The sequence below is a fragment of the Bacillus cereus group sp. MYBK5-2 genome, from assembly GCF_051915685.1.
Taxonomy (GTDB): domain Bacteria; phylum Bacillota; class Bacilli; order Bacillales; family Bacillaceae_G; genus Bacillus_A; species Bacillus_A cereus.
This window is the reverse complement of record NZ_JBQAFE010000009.1, coordinates 83,793-102,361: the sequence shown is the minus strand read 5'-3', so window position 1 is coordinate 102,361 and position 18,569 is coordinate 83,793. Positions and strand designations below refer to the sequence as shown.

The following is an 18,569-nucleotide window of genomic DNA, read 5'->3' as shown; positions in this document are numbered from 1 at the left end:
TGAAATTATTTTGAAAAAGCAATGCATTAAAAATTTGTATTTATATCTCTAAATAAGTAGACATTTTGATTTATATGTTGTAATCTTTGAAAGAGAATAAATTAATTCTCATAGAACTCCCATATCGTTCAACTCGTTCAGCGAGAAAGGCAAACTGATGGAAACATGAGGACGCAAAACTACAGGAGCTAAGGTCGAAAGGCTACGCTAGCCAGTTACCGGACGGATAGGGTTGGTCTTGGCCAATGCTTTTACATTGGCTTTTTTTTATTCTCGAACATATTGAGAAACATTTTCAAACAAAATATCCATATATTTTGTTTTTTTGTTTGTGTTGATTAAGGAAGGTGGATATTAATGAAAAAATATTGGCATAAGTTATCGTTCCTTCAAAAGAACGTCTTATTAACCGTATTAGTTATTTTGACACTTGTTGGAAGTATGGGTGCATTAAGTTTCAATATGTTTCAAAATAGTATGATGTCTTTATTTGAAAGGCAGTCTATTGAAACAGGAGAAATAGTATTGAAAAAACTGGATGTAGAATTAGTTAGAGACATGGCGAAAGATCCTACAGCCGAAAAAGTGAAAAAAGAAAAGTTAACAGAGAAATTAGATGAAGTGTCAAAAGAATTGAAAAGCGTTGGACAAACGTATGTTACAGGAGCAAAGCCGAATGAAAAGCGAGAATTACAACTCGTTGGTTTGACTACAGAGTTAACAAATGCGTTTCCTATAAAGCCGGGAGATTATTATGAACAACCCGCTCATTGGATGAAGGCATACGATAAAGTGATTGATACGAAAAAGGCTCAAATGACAGAAGTATATGAAGATGAAATAGGTTCGTGGGTGACAATATTAGAACCAATTACAGATGGAGAAAACAATATTGTTGCAATTGTTGCGGCTGACTTAGATGCTTCCATTGTTCCTATTACAAAAGAGAAGTTTATGATACAGGGCTTACTCTTTATCATTATTTCATTAGCAATTGCGACTATTACTCAATTCTTTATCGTGCGTCACTCGTTAGCTCCATTAAAAGATTTACGAGAAGGGTTACGTAAAATTGGTGAAGGTGACTTAAGTATTAAATTAAAAGAAAGACCAGATGATATTGGAATTATTAATGTTTATTTCAATAACACGATTGAAAAATTTAAAGGGATTATAGATAAAGTAAGGCAAACTGCTGAGCAAGTTTCTTCTTCTTCACAAGAATTGTCGGCGAGTACAGAGGAAAACAGCATGGCAGTTCAAGAGATTGCAAGTTCTATTGAAGGTTTAAGAGTAGGGGCACAGTCTCAAAAAACTTCAGTACAACAATGTTTAGGAATTGTACATGGAATGGAAGATAAGGTAGAAGAAATAACTGGGGCTGCAAAACAAGTTGCGGTTGCTTCTGAAGGTATGGAACAACATTCAATTGAAGGTAATGAAGTGATTGGACAAATTATTAATCAAATGAGTTTAATCCAAAATGCAGTACAAGATTTATCTTCCATCATTTATTCGTTAGAAACAAGGTCAAAAGAAATTAGTGATATCGTAACTGTAATTACAGGCATTTCAAATCAAACAAATTTATTAGCTTTAAATGCTTCTATCGAGGCTTCACGTGCTGGAGCAGCTGGAAGAGGATTTGCAGTTGTTGCTGATGAAGTACGAAAATTAGCAGAACAGACGGAAGCGTCTGCTAAAGATATAGCGAAATTAATTGGTGAAACACAAGCTGAGACAGAAGATGCTGTAGTTTCCATGCAAAAAGGTTCAAAAGAAGTAGAAACTGGAATTTCGCTTGTTCAAAGTAGCGGAGATTTCTTTGAAAAAATCTCCAAATCAGCGCAATCTGTTACAGATCAAGTAAAAGCTGTTTCTGGTAATTCGAGTGATATTTTACAAAATAGCCAGAATATTGTTCAAGTCGTAAATGAATTATCACATATTGCAAATACTTATGCCAACAGCAGTAGTAATGTTGAAGAAAGCATGAAAGAGCAAGAAATATCAGTACAAGATATTGCAGAATTAGCGACTTCTTTAAGTTGGCTCTCTCAGGAATTACAAGAGCTTATTGGTGAGTTTAAAAGCGAATAAGGAGAAAGTTCAATTCTAATCAAGGGCGTATCTCCGCTACTGATTATGAATTGAACGAATCTGCCCTTTAATAAGGGATAAAAAAGGTGTGAATTTTCACACCTTTATTATATTTAAGAGAGGAATTTACATAAATATGAAATTAGAAATTTCTTATAGTGAGATGGTAAAAGAATTTTTAGGAAAAGTAGAAGGAAGTATTAAAATACCTAAAGATGTGCAAGGAACAGAACTTAGGATAAAAAGGAAAACGGAACTGTTTTCAAATTTGACTCACATTGTAGATTTAATAGGAGCGACTGCAACGTGGTTATATCATATTTCTAAAGAAAAACATATTGTCGTGCTTTATCATGTAAGAGGAAATTTATTTCCGATTACTATTGAAGTTTCTAATTTTCTCTCCTATGAAAGTTTAAATTTACAAATTGAAGAGCAACTGGAGCAAATTAAAGAAATGAATGAGGAAGAAATAGAAGAGTTTCAAAACGGTAATACGTTATATGAAATGTCACCTATTATTATTGGTGAAACATATTATGAGCTAAAAGACACGAATACATTACAATTTGTATTTAGTAAAAATATGCAAAGTGTAGAAATAATATTTAATAGTGTTAATTGGAAAGAGACAACAATTACTCGTTATGCACAACAAATACAAGGTGTTTTAATTAATAAATCACAAAATAATAATAATCATATAAATAATTTTAATGTTATTACAGAGGCCGAGATGGCACTTTATAGTCAAGTGAATGATACGACAGCAGTATATCCTGAGAAAAGTATCGTCGATATGTTCTATAATACTGTTACTCAATTTCCAAATCGTATAGCTTTATCTTCAAGGGAAGGTACTTTAACTTATGAGGAGCTAAATAAAAAAAGTAATCAAATAGCTCATATGTTAATTAAAAACGGCGTCCAATTAGGAGACTATGTTGGAATATTTATGAAACGTAGCATAGACACAGTAGTAAGTATGGTAGCTATATTAAAAGCTGGTGCAGCGTATGTTCCGATTGATCCAGATTATCCGGAAAGTAGAATACAGTACATTATTCAAGATAGCCAAGCGAAAGTTATATTGATGAAAGAGACGCCTATAACATGTGATGGGGCTCAAACAGTTTCAATGTATGATAGTGAAACTTATGAAGATACAGATGTAAAGTTGTCTATTCATTGTGATGATGTAGCTTATATGATTTATACATCTGGTTCAACAGGGAATCCAAAGGGAACGATGTTAGCTCATAGAGGCGTTGTTAATCTGTATACTTGGATGAAAAAGCAATATGAATTGACAGAAGAGGATGTATTTGCCCAATTTCCTTCCTTTAGTTTCGATGCTTCTGTATGGGAGTCATTTGCTTCTTTATTCTGTGGAGGAAACTTATATGTACTATTAGAGGAAGAGCGATTGTCTGTAGAAGCATTTGCAAATGCAATCTATAAAGTGAAAGCAACTTCAATCTTGGCATTAGCAACAATTTTTGTTCGACAAGTAGCAACTTATTTAGCAGAAGAAGATATATATAAGCTAGCTTCCCTAAAAAGAATTGCGATTGGCGGTGAAATGTTGCCTGTAGAGGTTATTAAATTGTGGAGAGAAAGAATAGGTACAAATGTTGAAATTCATAATGTATACGGACCGACAGAATGTACTGTAGTGACGACAACCTATAAAATACCTAGTCAGTTAAATGAGGATGTTGCGAGTATTCCCATTGGTAAACCATGTGCTAATTATCAAGTTATGATTTTGGATGAGAATATGAATCTTTGTCCAATTGGTGTACCTGGTGAATTATATATAGATTCAGTGGGATTAGCAAAAGGGTATTTTAATAAGCCTAATAAAACAATTGAAGCTTTTATTCCGAACCCTTTTAATCCTATAGTTAATATATATAAAACAGGTGATATCGTTAAGTTGCTAGAGGATGGAAATATAGAGTTTTTACATCGGAAAGATGATCAAGTAAAAATTAGAGGACATCGTATTGAACTAGGCGAAATCCAAAGTAAAATTTCTCAAAATCATAATATAAAAGAAAATGCTGTTTTTGCTAAGAAGAGTAAGGAAGGTAGCCAATATTTAATCGCGTTCTATACAACTTTAAATAAAAAAGAAATACCAGAATTAGTTTATCAGTTACAAGAGCAATTACCAGATTATATGGTACCATCTAAACTAATTTATATTAATGAATTACCACTTACACCTAATAAAAAAATTGATGTTAAGAAGTTAGCTCAGTTAGAAGAAAAGTATGAACCGGTTCGGCTACAAGAATATGTTGCACCTTCTAATAAAGCAGAAAAACAAATAGCGAACGCCTGGGCGGAAGTATTAGGAATTTCAAAAGTTGGAGTGCATGATGATTTCTTTACAATTGGTGGACATTCATTAAAAGTATTACGAGTCTTAACATTGTTAAAAGAAGATTTCTCACATTTAACAATTCAAGATTTCTTTAAAGAAAGAACGATATATGGGTTAGCTCGAATTGAGCGAGAAGTAAAAGTAGAGAAAGAAGAAGTATTTCGTGAATATAAAGTGATTCACGAACCAGATACTATCACGTATGCAAACGTTTTGGAAGAAAACCAGATTTCAAATGTCTTTTTAACAGGAGCTACTGGTTATTTAGGATCACACATATTATATGAATTGTTGAGAGATACATCTGCTACTATTTATTGTTTAGTAAGACCAACTAAAGATGTGCAGCAAAGAATTATAGATACATTAACAGGCTACTTTAATGATATATGTGAAGAATGGTTACAGCGTATACAGGCCGTAGCTGGTGATCTGGGAGAAGAGTATCTTGGGATGAGCGAAGAAGAATTTATGTTCATCAGTTCTAAGATGGATACGATAATTCATTGCGGTGCAGATGTAAGACATTTTGGAGATGTAAAACAATTTGAAAATATAAATGTCCAAGGAACTAGCCGTATGCTAACATTAGCGGAGAAAGGTGCTACATTCCATTTTATTTCTACAATTGGTATCCCGTTAGAATTAGCGGTAGATCAATGGGATACATACATGAAAACTGGTGATTTTAATTACAGTGTAGACTTAGAGAATGTATATTCAAATAGTAAACTACAAGCGGAAAACATTGTTCGTGAAGCAATGAAAAATGGTTTGCGTGGAAATATTTATCGTGCAGGTAATTTAGCATGTCATTCAGAAACAGGTTCGTTCCAACAAAATATTGAAGGAAACGCATTTTATCGTCTTATTAAAACAATGCTATTAATTGGGAAAGCACCAAATGTGAAGTGGAAAGTTGATTTCACACCAATTGATTTTGCTAGTAAATCAATTGTATCGTATTTGCAAGATGCGCAAATTATAGGAGAGACGTTACATATTTGTCATCCACATCAAATTGAGTTTGAACAATTTATACAGCTAATTGGAGAGTGTGGATACAATCTTGAAATGGTTCCACTTTCAGAATATGTAAATACCGGACTTGCATTAGCGAAGGGAAATGAAGTAATAGCAGAGTTAATTGCTTCTCAAGTTGCAGGAGATGGAGCGCAGCAATCTGAAATTGTAATGGGTACGCGTAGAACGAATAAATGGATTAAGAAAAAAGAATTGATAGTACCAGCAATTAATAAAGAATTTATTCAGCAGTTATTAGCTCATGGTGAAAAAGTTGGTTATTTTCCAAAAATAATGAAATGATTATGCATGCTTTTGTTTGTTCAATAAAATAAATCATGCTACAATGAAAACGAATTAAGGACCGGGGAGCCAATTGGCTGAGAGGATGTAAGTAAACATCGACCCTCAACCTGATCTGGATAATGCCAGCGTAGGGAGTTACTTAAAGTGATGTAGCATATGTTATTCTGTAATAACTTGCATACAAGGCTTTCCTACGCAGTAGGAAAGCCTTTTCTTATTTTTGAAATTTATTTTTATAAGGGGGATTTTATTATGTCACAACAAGTTACAATGTCATTTTCAGTAGTACCACAAGCAAAAACGAAAGATGTATATTCTGTTGTCGATAAAGCAATTGAAGTTGTGCAACAATCGGGAGTTCGTTATGAAGTAGGGGCAATGGAAACAACTTTGGAAGGAGAATTAGATGTACTTCTTGATGTCGTTAAACGTGCGCAACAAGCTTGCGTCGATGCTGGAGCAGAAGAAGTGATTACTTCTATTAAAATCCATTATCGTCCAAGCACTGGTGTAACGATAGATGAAAAGGTTTGGAAGTACCGTGATGAATATGCAAAACCAGAAGCAATCTAAACTTATTACAACTATTTGGCTTATCCTTCTCATTGCGATATGGGAAGGATCTGTTTCATTATTTAAAATCGAACCGTGGATTTTACCAAAGCCTTCTGCCATTGTTCAAGAATTAATTGGGATGAAAGATTTACTATTACCAAATACGATGCAAACACTGCAGGAAGTTATAATTGGACTATTCTTTGCAATTTTATTGGGGACGAGCATCGCAATTATTATGGACGTTATACCGTTATTTCGTATTTTAATAAATCCATTGCTCGTTATTTCGCAAACAATTCCAATTGTTGTACTTGCACCGCTATTTATTATTTGGTTTGGATATGGGATGTTGCCGAAAGTAATGGTCGTAATACTCGTTTGTTTCTTCCCAATTGCGCTTAGTATTTTAGAAGGTTTTCAAACAGTAGATAAAAACATGTTGAAACTGTTACAAACAATGAAGGCGACAAAATGGCAAGTTTACCAGAAAGTAAAATTTCCAGCAGTGCTTCCATACTTTTTCTCAGGTTTAAAAATTGCAGTTACATATAGCGTAATGGGGGCAATTATCGGAGAATGGCTCGGTGCAAGTGAAGGATTAGGCGTTATGCTTACGAGGGCTACAAAATCCTTTTTGACTGCCCGAGTATTTGGTGTTGCAGCAATCATCGTTATGGTGACATTATGCCTGTATTTTATCGTAGAGTTTATGGCAAGAATAACAGCACCATGGATATATAGAAAGGACGGCAGAAAATGAAAAAAGGTTTGAAAGTTATGTTAGCTGCCTTAGTAGCGGTAGGTGTGGCTGGATGTAATCCGGCGAAGAAAGAAGAAAGTGCAAGTAAAGATCAAAAAGTAAAAGTAGTATTAGATTGGTTTCCAAATACGAATCATACTGGCTTGTATGTAGCGCAAACGAAAGATTATTACAAAAAGCAAGGATTAGATGTAGAAATTATTCAACCAGGTGACAATGTAACAGCAGAGCAAATGATAGCATCAGGAAAAGCAGACTTCGCAATAAGCGCACAAGAAAATGTAACGTTAGCTCGTGTGGAAGGAATTCCTGTTGTATCTGTAGGAGCGATTATTCAGCATAACACTTCAGCGTTTGCATCGCTTAAGAAAGATAATATGACGTCACCGAAAGATTTTGAAGGTAAACGTTACGGCGGCTGGGGAGGACCAGCGGAAGAAGCGACATTAAAGACGATTATGGATAAACATCAAGCTGATTTTAATAAAGTTGAAAAAATCATCTTAGGACAAACAGATTTCTTTAAATCAATCGGTCGTGATGCAGATTTCGAATGGATTTATTACGGTTGGGATGGTATTGAAGCGAAGCGCCAAGGAAAAGAGTTAAATACGATTATGGTGAAGGACTTAGATCCAGCGCTTGATTTCTATAGTCCTGTTATTATTACGAGTGAAAAACATACGAAGCAAGATAAAGACTTTGTGAAAAAGTTTATGAGTGCAACGACAGAAGGTTATAATTTTGCAATTAAGGAACCGAAAGAGGCTGCTGATATTTTAATTAAAGCTGTTCCAGATGTAAATAAAGATTTAGTTCAAGAAAGCCAAAAATGGTTAAGTACGAAGTATCAAGATGATGCTAAAGCATGGGGAGTACAGAAGGAAGAAATTTGGACGAATTACATGAATTTCTTATATGACAACAAAGTTATTAAAAAGAAAATCGATGTAAAAGATGCTTTTACAAATGAATTCCTTCCAAGTGAAAAATGAGCGGATTACAAATAAAAAATATAGTGAAATCTTTTGACGGAAAGAATGTATTAGAGAATATTAGTGCCTCTATACAAGAGGGAGAGTTTGTTTCCTTTGTAGGACCGAGTGGTTGCGGGAAAAGCACATTATTAAACATGATTGCAAATGTTGAAAAACCAACAAGCGGGAACGTAACGTATAACGATAAGCAAGTACAAGAGCAAGATGTTGTTAGTTATATGCCACAACAAGATTTATTACTACCGTGGCGATCAGCTTTGCAAAATATCGTTCTTCCGTTAGAAATTGAAGGAAAGCCGAAAAAACAAAGGCTGACAGAAGGAATGGAAGCATTAAAGCAGTTCCAACTAGATGAATATGCAGACCATTATCCAGATGAATTATCTGGTGGTATGCGTCAAAGAATTAGTTTTCTGCGCACATATTTATGTGAAAAGCCAATTATGCTGCTGGATGAGCCTTTTGGTAAATTAGATGCATTTACAAAAATGGAAGTACATAGCTGGCTTTTAAACTCTTGGCATCAAGAAAAGCAAACAATCGTTATGGTGACACATGACTTAGATGAGGCAATCTTGCTTTCAGATCGCGTATTTATTTTATCTCAAAGACCAGCGTCAATAGTTGGCGAGGTACAAGTGAAATTACCTAGGCCGAGAACGATGGATATGTTAACATCACTCGAATTAAAAAAGGATAAAGAAGAGATTTTAAGTGTGTTAGCTCCTTATATGAAAAAATAGAAAAAGCCTTTTAACAGTTTTTAGTATAATTACTGTTAAGAGGCTTTTTTTAGAATATGAAAAGATGGAGAAGGAACAAAAGGGAAAATAGAGAATAGAATATAACAGAGTAGTTTATACTCTTAATATAACAAATGTTAAAGGAGTGAAAGGATAAAATGACTTTATCAACTGTTCTTCAAATGGTTTTAGCTTGATATGGGAGAAGTCTGCCCATTTTTTAAGATTAAGCTAAATTGAAGACAGCAGGTAAAGAACCTTAATCCTTTTTTACGATAATATGTAATGGGTAAGGTGTATTCACCTTACCCATTTTTATATGCATAATTAAATAAGGCTTCATACTGTTGGTCTCTCTATTTAGCTTATGGACGATAAGTAAAGGAGAGAAAAAAATGAGTATATTAATAGTAGAAAATTTAAGTCATTCGTATGGTGAGAAAACCATCTTATATAATGCGTGCTTTCGATTATTAAAGGGGGAGCATGTTGGGTTAGTAGGGAAAAATGGGATTGGAAAATCAACACTGCTAAGAATTTTAACAGGAGAACTTATACATGATGATGGGAACATTGAATGGTTTCCACATGTGAAGGTTGGATTTTTGCAGCAGCATATAGATTTACAAGAAGGAATAACAATTGAAGGATACTTGCAAAGTGCATTTTCTAACTTGTATGCGATTGAATACGAAATGTTAAAAATTGCAGAAGAGATGGCTGAAGCAGTAGAAGTAGAAAAATTGTTAGTAAGGTATGGAGAGTTACAAACTATATTGGAAAACTCTAATTTCTATCAAATTCATACAGAAATTGAAGAAGTGGCAATTGGTTTAGGGCTGTTTGAAATAGGATTGGAAAAGGATGTTTCAAAGTTAAGTGGAGGACAGCGGACAAAGTTATTACTAGGAAAGCTTCTTCTAGAAAAAGCTGATGTTTTATTGCTAGATGAACCAACGAACTATTTAGATACAGCACATATAGAATGGTTGCAATCGTACTTGAAGCTGTACGAAAAAGCTTATATTATCATTTCGCATGATGAAGTATTTTTGAACAATATTACGAATGTCATTTACCATCTAGAAGAACGAAAAGTTAAGCGATATGTAGGGGATTATGAAAAGTTTTTACAAAGTTACCAAGTACAAAGGAAACAATTACAATCGGCGTATGTGAAACAACAAAAAGAAATTGCTCAGTTAGAAACATTTATTCAAAAAAATAAGATTCGAAAAGCAAAACAGGCAAAAAGTCGAGAGAAAGTATTGGAGAAAATGCAAAGGGTTGAAAAGGTTAATAATATACCTCGGTCCCGTTTTGCTTTTACTGTTTATAATGAACCAGTAAGTCGTATATTACAGGCTGAGAAACTAAGAGTGGGTTATAGTGAGCCGTTATTTCCAGACTTGAATTTACAAGTGAAAAAAGGAGAAAAGATAGCTGTTGTTGGTCATAACGGTATTGGAAAAACGACAATGTTAAAGACGTTATTAGGTCAAATAAAGCCGCTAAGCGGTTCAATTTTTGTTGGGGAACGAGTAAATCCTGCTTATTTTGCACAGGAAGAGTTTGCTTCAGAAATAACACCGTTAGAGAAAGTTTGGGCAGAACGACCAGATATGACAAAGAAAGAAGCGCGCCAAGCATTAGCGAAGTGTGGATTGAAAGAAGAACACGTATTAAAACCTATTCGTTTATTAAGCGGTGGAGAGCAAACGAAAGTGCGTTTATGTGAACTTATCGTAACGAAAAGCAATGTTTTAATTTTAGACGAACCGACTAATCATTTGGATGTAGAAACTAAGATGGCTTTACAGGAAGCGTTACAACAATACAAAGGAACGGTTTTAATTGTCTCACATGAACCTTCTTTCTATGAATCGTGGATAACAAAAGTATGGAATATAGAAGATTGGAATACTGAACAATATGAATAAAGAAAAGGCATTAGCTTTTAGGAGCTAATGCCTTTTCTTTGTGATTAACATGATTTTCGAGAACTCTTACATGAGAATTGTATGAAGAAGCACTCTTATGGTGCGCTTATAAGCGTGCTTTTTCTTTTGTTATATTTATAATACGAAAGCCTTTCCCTAACAGGTGACTATCTTTCTTTATATATATAGATAGTTCAAAATGGAATGAAAATAATTCCTTTATGTAAAGGATAATATGGATATTATAGGAAGACAATAGAAATTAAAGGAAATTCATGTAAAATTCAAATGAACTTCATATAAACTTCATATTAGAAATTAAATATAATCATAATAGGTTATTATGATATTTTTGATTTTTCGTAAAATTAAAAGTTTGAATTTAGGAGGTATTGCTCAAACCTAAATTCAAACTTTAGTGAATTAATTAATGGATATTACGTCTAGTTTTCGCTAATGACGGTATTTAAAAGTTCGGCAGGATTACCTGTTCCTGCACCGCCAATTGTAATAGATCCACCAGGAGGAATTTCACCATTCCATCCTGCGTTCGTAATTACATAATGATTATTTGTTTTACTACTAATTTTAGAATCCCAAACTTGTGTTAAATTACCGCTATAATCAAATTCTAATTTCCAATTTTTAATAGGAGTCGTTCCATTATTTTTGATTATAATCGAGAAGTTATAACCGCTGCCCCAATTCGAAGTGACTGAAAATGTAGCAGTACCATTTCCATCAGGAGGTGTCGTATTAGCTTCATCCGTTTTGACAGTAAGAGCGGTAGGTTGTGATTTATTTCCAGCAGCATCTTTGGAAATTATTGAAAATGTGTATTCCGTATTAGGTTTTAAGTTTTTAATTGTAATGCTGTTTGTTGTTGTACTCCATTTCTCTTCTCCAGCAGTAATTTCATATTCCATAACTCCTACGTTATCAGTAGATGCAGTCCAGTTTAATTGAACTGAGTTTGAATTTTTATTCGTAACTACAACGTTTTTAACATTCGTTGGTGGCTCAGTATCTTTTTGACTAATAGGTCCACCAAGTAATTCTTTTACTAGCGTATCAAGTAATTTTGGACCACTGCAACTATATTTTGGACTTGTACGGCAATCTCCGCTTAGTTCCCAAAACATTGCTCCACTTAAACCTTTCGTCTTTATATAGTCTGTTTTGTATTTCATAGATTCATTGTCATCGTAGCTAATAAATGTGCCTGTAGTTGCATTATATAAATAAGGTACTTTAGCTGTGTCATTCCAGTAGCGTACAAAACCATTTTTATTAACGTAATTGGCTGCTAAATCACCGTAATCATACACACCTGTGTCACCGGTAGAATAATCATCCCAAGTACCTTTAGAAGCAAGTTTCCCATCACTACCTGGTTTGCAAGGTTGATATTGTCCGTTATTTTCTTTGCCACAACTTTTCCAGCCACGTCCGTAAAAGGGTACGCCTAATACTAGTTTATCGACTGGAACACCTTCATTTGTATAAACATTTATAGCACCATCTACGTAAAAATTCGTATTTGCTGCTGGGTCATTTGGATCCTTATATAGAGCTGCATTATGATTAGAAGTAGCTTCCCATCCGCCGTGGAAATCATATGTCATAATATTAATCCAATCGAGTATTTGAGAAATTTTCTTTAGCTCTGTATGATCAGCGTAGCGTTGGCTTGCGCCTGAAGCGATTGTTAGTAAATATTGTTTGCCATCTTCAGCACCTGCTTTATTCAAAGCATTTCGGACATCTTGAAGAAGGAGAGTGAAATTTTGTTTATCTTCAGGACGATAACTACCACCAGGAATCGTTTCAACGCCCGGATATTCCCAGTCTAAATCTACGCCATCAAACCCATATGCGCGAAGAAAAGCTACTGTAGATTCAGCAAATACTTTTCTTGTTTTTTCATCAGCGGCCATATCAGAAAAGCGGTTAGACCAAGTCCAGCCACCAACGGAAATAATTGTTTTTAAGTGAGGATATTTAGCTTTTAATCGTTTTAGTTCCCCGAAATTTCCGCAACGGGCATATTTATCGCAATCTTCCCAAGTTGTCCCTGAGCCAGGATACGATTTGGTAACATCAGCCCATGGTTCACCGAGTACGAGAGTACCATTAGGAACCTCTTTATTTTGCAATGGTACACCAGATTCTTTACAGTTCCACGTTTGTTTATTTGGATTATCAGGATGAGTAGAAGGGTTTCCATGTTTTCCATTCCAACAAATATCCGCGAAAGCATAGTTAAGGTGAGTAAGCTTTGATGCATCAATGTCAGCAACTTGATAATTACGTCCGTAAACGCCCCACGAAGGAAAGTACCCAACAATTTTTTGACTTTGCTTTGGTGAATCTGCTAATGCGAGATTTGGAGTAATAAAATTTGTGAGAAAAAGAGGTAAGAAAAGTAGTAGGGATAGTAATAGCAGTGTGAATTTTTGAGACCTCATAGCCATTTCTCCTTTCAAAATAAAAGATATATTTAAAGGCATACGCCAATAAATCAAAATGAATCTAGACGTGTGAAACGTCTAGATAAAATGATCAGACATCACGAAGTCTATACAAGGGAGCTGGGGGTGATTAAATCGTAACAAATGTAAGATTTAGTGTAAACGCTTTATTAAGTTGAAAAAGACTTTCTCAATACAAAAAGGCTTAAATACAAACTATATATGAAAACGAAAAATCGGTATGGGAGGAAAAAGCTCATTATAAATAAATTTGAGAAAAAATTGTATGGAGCCAATTATTAAAGACGTAGAAAGATAAGGAAATATCATGTAAAATAATAGTAAAAATATGTAAAGGAGGGAATAGTGTGGATGTGTTTTTGAACATTGCTGAAGAAAAAATTCGACAAGCAATACGGAATGGTGATCTTGATTATCTTCCGGGAAAAGGAAAACCACTACAATTAGAAGATCTTTCAATGGTACCTCCAGAACTTAGAATGAGTTATAAAATTTTAAAAAATGCGGGAATGATTCCACCAGAAATGGAACTACAAAAAGATATATTAAAAATAGAGGATCTAATTGCTTGCTGTTATGATGAAGAAGAGAGAAAGAAATTACGAGAAGAGTTAACAGCAAAAACGCTTCGTTTTCAGCAGGTAATGGAAAAGAGAAAGATTAAAGATAGTTCAGCTTTTCGTATGTATCAAGACAAAGTATTTCGTAAATTACGCTAAGAGGGATAAGATGATTACATTTAAAACGATAGAAGAATTAGCGAACTATATCGAAGAACAACAATTGGTACTTCTGTTTATTAAAACGGAAAATTGTGGTGTTTGTGATGTTATGCTAAGAAAAGTAAATTGCGTATTAGAGAATTATGATTACGTAGAGAAAATAGAGATATTACTACAAGACATGCAAGAGATTGCGGGGCGATATGGAGTATTTACAGGGCCAACAATTTTATTATTTCATAATGGAAAAGAAATTCTTCGTGAATCACGCTTCATTTCACTTGAAAATCTAGAGAGAATCATTCAATTATTCGAGGAATAGGGGAGGCTTTTATATGGGATTTATTATTGTCATACTATTATTTGTTGTAGTTGGAATAATCGTAACAGCAGTTCGATCGAACAAAAAGAAGGTGAACTTGGCGAAACAAAATAACATACATAATTCATCTAACAGCTCATCACCATTATTTTTCTTTGCTGGATCGGATAATGATAGCTCGCATGATGGCGGTTCACATGATTGTGGAGGGTCTTTTGGGGGAGATAACGGGGGAAGCTGCGGTGGCGGTGGTGATTGATGAAAATGCGCCTTATATAGGCGTATTTCTTTTTAAACAAACGTTTGATTAGTTGGCTTACATATGCATAAACACAGTTAAACAAACGTTTGATTAATATTTTTAACATACTAAGGGGAATGGAAATGAAAAGGGAACCGAAAGTGAAAAATAAGGGGAAAATAGTGTTATTTTTATTAGCTGCGGGAGGCGTGTTTTTTGTTAAATTAGCATTTAAGTTTGGAACCATACATATGATTCGAACTTGGTTTGAAAGTACGTTTTCTTAAATAAGGAATATAGCCTCTTGCGATAGAGGTTTTTGATTTGTTATTATTAAACTGAACGGTCGGTTTAAAGAGGTGTGAATATGAGAAGAAGCGCAGAAGAGATAAAGAAAGAAATTGCATATAAAGCAAAAAGTCTATTTTCACAGAAAGGCTACGCAGCTACATCTATGGAAGAGATTTGTGAAATTACAGAGCGAAGTAAAGGAAGCATTTATTATCACTTTAAAAGTAAAGAAGAATTATTTTTATTTGTAGTGAAACAGCATACGTATGATTGGGTTGAAAAATGGAATGAAAAAGAGAAGTTGTATAGCACTAGTACTGAAAAACTATATGGTCTCGCGGAATATCATGTAGAGGACATACAGCAACCAATTTCAAATGCAATAGAGGAATTCTCTATGAGTCAAGTTGTAAGTAAAGAGATTTTGGAGGAACTATTAGCTTTAACTAGAGAATCATATGTTATGTTTGAGAAATTAATTGAAGCAGGTATACAGTCTGGAGAGTTCCGTGAAGATAATACTCGTGATCTTATGTATATTGTGAATGGATTATTATCAGGGCTTGGAGTACTTTACTACGAGCTAGATTATAAAGAGTTGAAGCGTATTTATAAAAAGGCAATAGGTGTATTGTTAAAAGGAATGGCAGCTGAATAATAGGTCAGTTGCTTTTCTTACAAAATAAAATAGACCGAACGGTCGGTTTGTAAAAGGGGGATGAAAATGAACGCTTTATTTAAAAACCGAGCATTTATGCTCGTTATGGCATCTGATATTTTACAACAATTTGCAATTTGGATCAGAAATATGGCTCTTTTATATTTCATAATGGAGCGAACGAATAATGATCCGGTTTCTGTTTCTTTGTTATCAGTTATGGAATATGCACCTATTTTTATTTTCTCGTTTATCGGTGGTGCGCTAGCTGATCGCTGGAATCCGAAAAGAACAATGGTCGCTGGAGATGTATTAAGTGTACTGTCTATTATAGGAATTGTCCTGTTGTTAAAGCTGGATTATTGGCAGGCTATATTTTTTGCAACACTCATTTCCGCGATTGTAGGCCAGTTTTCTCAGCCCTCATCTTCGCGCATATTTAAGCGCTATGTAAAAGAAGAAGAGGTAGCAAATGCAATTGCATTTAACCAAACATTACAGTCATTATTTCTGATTTTTGGACCAGTGGTAGGATCGCTTGTGTATACACAACTTGGTTTATTTACGTCACTATATAGCTTAATCATTTTATTTTTGTTATCTGCTATCGCCCTTTCATTTTTACCAAAATGGGTTGAAAAAGAGCAAGTGGCGAGAGATTCATTAAAAAATGATATAAAAGAAGGTTGGAAGTATGTTCTTCATACGAAAAATTTACGTATGATTACGATCACTTTCACCATTATAGGCTTAGCTGTTGGATTAACAACTCCATTAGAGGTGTTTCTTGTAATAGAACGCCTTGGAATGGAAAAGGAAGCAGTTCAATATTTAGCTGCAGCTGATGGAATAGGTATGTTAATTGGTGGTATTGTTGCTGCAATTTTCGCTTCAAAAGTGAATCCGAAAAAAATGTTTGTATTCGGTATGGGCATATTAGCAATGTCATTTTTAGTAGAAGGGCTATCTACATCATTTTGGATTACTAGTTTCATGAGGTTTGGAACAGGTATTTGTTTAGCTTGTGTTAATATTGTTGTCGGTACGCTTATGATTCAACTTGTATCAGAAAATATGGTTGGAAGAGTAAATGGGACGATTTTACCACTGTTTATGGGGGCAATGCTAATTGGAACTTCACTAGCTGGAGGATTAAAGGAACTAACTTCACTAGTTACCGTGTTTTGTATAGCAATGGCACTTATTTTATTAGCGATAGGGCCAGTTCTACGTATGCAAATAAAAAAAGAAGATGTTGCTAATAAAGAGGCACTAACAAATTCGTTAGCTTCGAAATAACTATTGTAAGGGAGCAATATTGCTCCCTTTTTCTTTGAGGAACTTTTGACAACTATATGAGCCAATTATATACTGATGTTGTAAAAACGATTTTACAGGTTAGGAGCAATGGTGTGAAAAATCAAATCTATGAATTACGCACTGAAAATAATATTTCACAAGGCGCATTAGCTGATAAATGTAAGGTTTCTAGACAAACGATAAATGCAATTGAGAATAATAAATATGATCCAAGTTTAGCGTTAGCATTCCGTTTAGCTGAAGTATTAGGAACAACTGTTGATAAATTATTTTTGTACAAGCAGTAGAGTCGTTCATTATAAGTCGCACCTTTAAAAATAAAAAAGATCCTCTTCTTATGAGAAGAGGATCTTTTCTTATAGCGTTTTAGTCTTTGGACTAGGTGGTGTAACGGATGTATTATTTTCTGGAACTCTAGTTAGTAAAAATCCTCCGATAATAAACAGAACAATAATACTAAGAACACCAGCGTTTGTTTTTCCTGTTAATTGGGTTGTAACACCGACTAATACTGGACCCATAATCGCGGCAAACTTGCCAAATATATTATAAAATCCGAAGAATTCATTTGCAGATTCTTTAGGTACTAGTTTTGCAAAGTATGAACGACTTAGTGCTTGAATACCACCTTGAGATGTAGCAACTAACATTGCTAAAATCCAAAAATCAAGTGTCGTTTTTAAGAAATAAGCATATGTGCAAATAATGATATAAATAATGATACCGACATATAACATTTTTTTACCAGTAAATGTTTCAGATAGTTTTCCATATAGTAAAGCAAATGGACAAGCGACAATTTGTGTTACAAATAATATGATTAATAGATTCGTTGCACTAATACCGAGATCGGTTCCGTAAGCGGTAGACATAGTAATAATCGTATCGACTCCGTCAATATAGAAAAAGTAAGCGATTAGAAACATAAATACAGTTTTATATTCTTTAATATTTTTAAAAGTATCAGCAAGGCGTTTGAAGCTCATTCTAATAGGTCTTGGATGACGTTCAATATAGTGCGTTTGCTCTACGTTTTTTAGCATTGGAATTGTAAATAACCCCCACCAAAGAGCTGTTATCGCGAATGAAATTTGACTAGCAATGCCAACTGATAAAGGGATAGTTCCTTTTTGAGCAAGAATGATAAGAGTGATACAACCGATAAATGGAATAGTACTCCCAATATAGCCTAAAGCGAAACCTCTCGTAGAAATTCGATCCATTCTATCTTCAGAAGTGACATCTACTAAAAATGCATCATAAAAAATGTTTGCTCCAGCAAAGCCGATTAAGGCGAGCATATAGCACCCTAGCAATAAGTACCACTGAGAGGTTGGAACGACTGCTAACATACTTGTAAATACGATACCGAGTCCAAAGAAGAATGTGAAAAAACGTTTTTTAAATCCTTTATAATCAGCAACTGTGCCAAGAATAGGAGCAAGTATAGAAATTAAAAGTGTTGCGAATGAGTTTGCATATCCCCAATATGCTGTTGAAGTTGCCCCAGATAAACCCGCTTCTTTTGCAGCTGCTTTAAAGTAAATTGGAAATAATGCAGTTGTAATGACGAGCGAATATACGGAGTTCGCCCAATCGTATAATATCCAGCTTTTTTCTTGTCTGGACATTTTTTTCATATAATGTTCCCCCTCAAATTTGTTTTACTAACAGTGTACAAAAATAAAAATTATAAAAAGAGA

16 protein-coding genes and 2 riboswitches are annotated in these 18,569 nt (G+C 34.3%); of the genes, 14 read left to right on the top strand and 2 right to left on the bottom strand.

Going from position 1 to position 18,569, the window contains the following annotated elements; all coding sequences use genetic code 11:
- Positions 1-138 precede the first annotated feature (138 nt).
- A riboswitch (cyclic di-GMP riboswitch) is annotated at positions 139-223 on the top strand.
- A gap of 134 nt (positions 224-357) precedes the next feature.
- The 7 genes from ACTFP3_RS24255 (at position 358) to ACTFP3_RS24225 (ending at position 10,820) form a co-directional block, all read left to right on the top strand.
- Positions 358-2,100 (top strand): methyl-accepting chemotaxis protein, encoded by a 1,743-nt coding sequence (locus ACTFP3_RS24255; RefSeq protein ID WP_000761084.1) that lies wholly within the window; start codon positions 358-360, stop codon positions 2,098-2,100.
- 136 nt (positions 2,101-2,236) lie between these two features.
- Positions 2,237-5,818, top strand: coding sequence for a non-ribosomal peptide synthetase family protein (locus tag ACTFP3_RS24250; RefSeq protein ID WP_440011451.1), 3,582 nt, complete (start codon positions 2,237-2,239; stop codon positions 5,816-5,818).
- Positions 5,819-5,870: 52 nt separating this feature from the next.
- Positions 5,871-5,972: riboswitch (TPP riboswitch) on the top strand.
- Positions 5,973-6,073: 101 nt separating this feature from the next.
- Positions 6,074-6,394 (top strand): MTH1187 family thiamine-binding protein, encoded by a 321-nt coding sequence (locus ACTFP3_RS24245; protein ID WP_000082906.1) that lies wholly within the window; start codon positions 6,074-6,076, stop codon positions 6,392-6,394.
- On the top strand, positions 6,366-7,139 hold the full coding sequence (locus ACTFP3_RS24240; RefSeq protein WP_001057166.1) for an ABC transporter permease: 774 nt from the start codon (positions 6,366-6,368) through the stop codon (positions 7,137-7,139). Before ACTFP3_RS24245 ends, ACTFP3_RS24240 begins: the two co-directional genes overlap by 29 nt.
- Positions 7,136-8,134, top strand: coding sequence for an ABC transporter substrate-binding protein (locus tag ACTFP3_RS24235; protein ID WP_000715573.1), 999 nt, complete (start codon positions 7,136-7,138; stop codon positions 8,132-8,134). Before ACTFP3_RS24240 ends, ACTFP3_RS24235 begins: the two co-directional genes overlap by 4 nt.
- Positions 8,131-8,880 carry an ABC transporter ATP-binding protein gene (locus ACTFP3_RS24230; RefSeq protein WP_000016088.1) on the top strand — a complete coding sequence of 250 codons (750 nt, stop codon included), beginning with the start codon at positions 8,131-8,133 and terminating at the stop codon, positions 8,878-8,880. The genes ACTFP3_RS24235 and ACTFP3_RS24230 overlap by 4 nt, the downstream gene beginning before the upstream one ends.
- 395 nt (positions 8,881-9,275) lie before the next feature.
- The gene (locus ACTFP3_RS24225; protein ID WP_242285507.1) at positions 9,276-10,820 is read left to right on the top strand and encodes an ABC-F family ATP-binding cassette domain-containing protein; all 1,545 of its coding nucleotides are present in this window, start codon (positions 9,276-9,278) and stop codon (positions 10,818-10,820) included.
- 443 nt (positions 10,821-11,263) lie between these two features.
- Here ACTFP3_RS24225 and ACTFP3_RS24220 read toward each other — a convergent pair whose 3' ends face one another.
- Positions 11,264-13,288: a glycosyl hydrolase family 18 protein gene (locus ACTFP3_RS24220; RefSeq protein WP_242285504.1), complete on the bottom strand. Its 2,025-nt coding sequence runs from the start codon at positions 13,286-13,288 to the stop codon at positions 11,264-11,266.
- Positions 13,289-13,659: 371 nt separating this feature from the next.
- Here ACTFP3_RS24220 and ACTFP3_RS24215 point away from each other — a divergent pair, with 371 nt between their 5' ends.
- From ACTFP3_RS24215 to ACTFP3_RS24185, 7 genes are all read left to right on the top strand, one after another.
- The gene (locus ACTFP3_RS24215) at positions 13,660-14,031 is read left to right on the top strand and encodes a J-domain-containing protein (RefSeq protein ID WP_000382375.1); all 372 of its coding nucleotides are present in this window, start codon (positions 13,660-13,662) and stop codon (positions 14,029-14,031) included.
- A 10-nt stretch (positions 14,032-14,041) separates the two neighbouring features.
- Positions 14,042-14,356 (top strand): thioredoxin family protein, encoded by a 315-nt coding sequence (locus ACTFP3_RS24210; RefSeq protein ID WP_242285501.1) that lies wholly within the window; start codon positions 14,042-14,044, stop codon positions 14,354-14,356.
- Positions 14,357-14,369: 13 nt separating this feature from the next.
- Positions 14,370-14,615, top strand: coding sequence for a hypothetical protein (locus ACTFP3_RS24205; RefSeq protein ID WP_242285499.1), 246 nt, complete (start codon positions 14,370-14,372; stop codon positions 14,613-14,615).
- A 125-nt stretch (positions 14,616-14,740) separates the two neighbouring features.
- Positions 14,741-14,884, top strand: coding sequence for a hypothetical protein (locus ACTFP3_RS24200; RefSeq protein ID WP_000817973.1), 144 nt, complete (start codon positions 14,741-14,743; stop codon positions 14,882-14,884).
- Positions 14,885-14,964: 80 nt separating this feature from the next.
- Positions 14,965-15,546: a TetR/AcrR family transcriptional regulator gene (locus ACTFP3_RS24195; protein WP_242285496.1), complete on the top strand. Its 582-nt coding sequence runs from the start codon at positions 14,965-14,967 to the stop codon at positions 15,544-15,546.
- Positions 15,547-15,612: 66 nt separating this feature from the next.
- Entirely contained in the window at positions 15,613-16,845 is a 1,233-nt protein-coding gene (locus ACTFP3_RS24190) for an MFS transporter (protein ID WP_242285494.1), read from the top strand.
- Positions 16,846-16,901: 56 nt separating this feature from the next.
- On the top strand, positions 16,902-17,153 hold the full coding sequence (locus ACTFP3_RS24185) for a helix-turn-helix transcriptional regulator (protein WP_002023181.1): 252 nt from the start codon (positions 16,902-16,904) through the stop codon (positions 17,151-17,153).
- A 69-nt stretch (positions 17,154-17,222) separates the two neighbouring features.
- On the opposite strand, the gene ACTFP3_RS24180 is transcribed toward ACTFP3_RS24185, so the two are convergent.
- Positions 17,223-18,506, bottom strand: coding sequence for an MFS transporter (locus ACTFP3_RS24180; protein WP_000738816.1), 1,284 nt, complete (start codon positions 18,504-18,506; stop codon positions 17,223-17,225).
- Positions 18,507-18,569 lie beyond the last annotated feature (63 nt).

Excerpts from the sequence above, each read along its gene's own strand:
- ACTFP3_RS24205 (WP_242285499.1), top strand. The coding sequence starts at position 14,370 with ATGGGATTTATTATTGTCATACTATTATTTGTTGTAGTTGGAATAATC.
- ACTFP3_RS24230 (WP_000016088.1), top strand. The coding sequence starts at position 8,131 with ATGAGCGGATTACAAATAAAAAATATAGTGAAATCTTTTGACGGAAAG.
- ACTFP3_RS24225 (WP_242285507.1), top strand. The coding sequence starts at position 9,276 with ATGAGTATATTAATAGTAGAAAATTTAAGTCATTCGTATGGTGAGAAA.
- ACTFP3_RS24235 (WP_000715573.1), top strand. The coding sequence starts at position 7,136 with ATGAAAAAAGGTTTGAAAGTTATGTTAGCTGCCTTAGTAGCGGTAGGT.
- ACTFP3_RS24190 (WP_242285494.1), top strand. The coding sequence starts at position 15,613 with ATGAACGCTTTATTTAAAAACCGAGCATTTATGCTCGTTATGGCATCT.
- ACTFP3_RS24220 (WP_242285504.1), bottom strand. The coding sequence starts at position 13,288 with ATGAGGTCTCAAAAATTCACACTGCTATTACTATCCCTACTACTTTTC.
- ACTFP3_RS24180 (WP_000738816.1), bottom strand. The coding sequence starts at position 18,506 with ATGAAAAAAATGTCCAGACAAGAAAAAAGCTGGATATTATACGATTGG.
- ACTFP3_RS24245 (WP_000082906.1), top strand. The coding sequence starts at position 6,074 with ATGTCACAACAAGTTACAATGTCATTTTCAGTAGTACCACAAGCAAAA.
- ACTFP3_RS24240 (WP_001057166.1), top strand. The coding sequence starts at position 6,366 with ATGAATATGCAAAACCAGAAGCAATCTAAACTTATTACAACTATTTGG.
- ACTFP3_RS24195 (WP_242285496.1), top strand. The coding sequence starts at position 14,965 with ATGAGAAGAAGCGCAGAAGAGATAAAGAAAGAAATTGCATATAAAGCA.
- ACTFP3_RS24185 (WP_002023181.1), top strand. The coding sequence starts at position 16,902 with ATGAGCCAATTATATACTGATGTTGTAAAAACGATTTTACAGGTTAGG.
- ACTFP3_RS24250 (WP_440011451.1), top strand. The coding sequence starts at position 2,237 with ATGAAATTAGAAATTTCTTATAGTGAGATGGTAAAAGAATTTTTAGGA.
- ACTFP3_RS24200 (WP_000817973.1), top strand. The coding sequence starts at position 14,741 with ATGAAAAGGGAACCGAAAGTGAAAAATAAGGGGAAAATAGTGTTATTT.
- ACTFP3_RS24210 (WP_242285501.1), top strand. The coding sequence starts at position 14,042 with ATGATTACATTTAAAACGATAGAAGAATTAGCGAACTATATCGAAGAA.
- ACTFP3_RS24255 (WP_000761084.1), top strand. The coding sequence starts at position 358 with ATGAAAAAATATTGGCATAAGTTATCGTTCCTTCAAAAGAACGTCTTA.